1 protein-coding gene is annotated in these 739 nt (G+C 69.8%); it reads right to left on the bottom strand.

What is annotated here, in order from left to right; all coding sequences use genetic code 11:
- Positions 1-739 (bottom strand): enolase C-terminal domain-like protein (locus tag LK10_RS01605; protein ID WP_331377425.1); only part of this gene is annotated, 739 nt, incomplete at both ends.

Raw genomic sequence — 739 nt, 5'->3', positions numbered from 1 at the left:
GCCCCTCCTGGTTCTCCGCGGGGGTGCAGTCCTCGAGCCAGAACAGGTCGTACGGCTCGAGCGCCTTGCCCAGCTTCGCGGCCTGGATCGGGGTCATGCGGTGGTGCCCGTCGTGCAGGAGCGGGATGTCCGGGCCGAACTCGTTGCGCACCGCCTCGAAGACGGTCGGCAGGTGCTTGAGGTACGCCCGGGTGTCCCAGTCCTCCTCCTGCGGGAACGCCCCGCGCCCGGCCGGCTCGTAGTCGTACCGCTCCCCGGACGCCTGCGCCTGGGCGGCCACGCCGTACACGGCCTTGATCCCCGGGATCGCCGTCTGGACCCGGATCGACTTGTAGCCGAGCTCGAGGTGGTGCCGGATCGAGTCGAACAGCGAGGGCAGGTCCGTCCCGGAGGCGTGCCCGTACGCCCGCAGCCCCCGCCGGGACGCGCCGCCGAGGAGCTGGTACACCGGCAGGTTCGCGACCTTGCCCTTGATGTCCCACAGCGCCATGTCCACGGCCGCGATCGAGGCCATCGTCACCGGGCCCCGACGCCAGTACGAGGACCGGTACAGGAACTGCCAGGTGTCCTCGATCATGTGCGGATCCTTGCCGATCAGCAGCTGGGCGACATGCTCCTTCAGGTACGCCGCGACCGCGAGCTCCCGCCCGTTCAGGGTCGCATCGCCGATGCCCGTGATGCCCTCGTCGGTCGTGATCTTCAGCGTCACGAAGTTCCGCGACGGGCTCGTCACGAACAC

It is taken from the genome of Sinomonas humi (genome assembly GCF_000802235.1).
Lineage (GTDB): Bacteria > Actinomycetota > Actinomycetes > Actinomycetales > Micrococcaceae > Sinomonas > Sinomonas humi.
The sequence above is the reverse complement of the archived record's forward strand: the minus strand, read 5'-3'. Positions and strand labels throughout refer to the sequence as shown.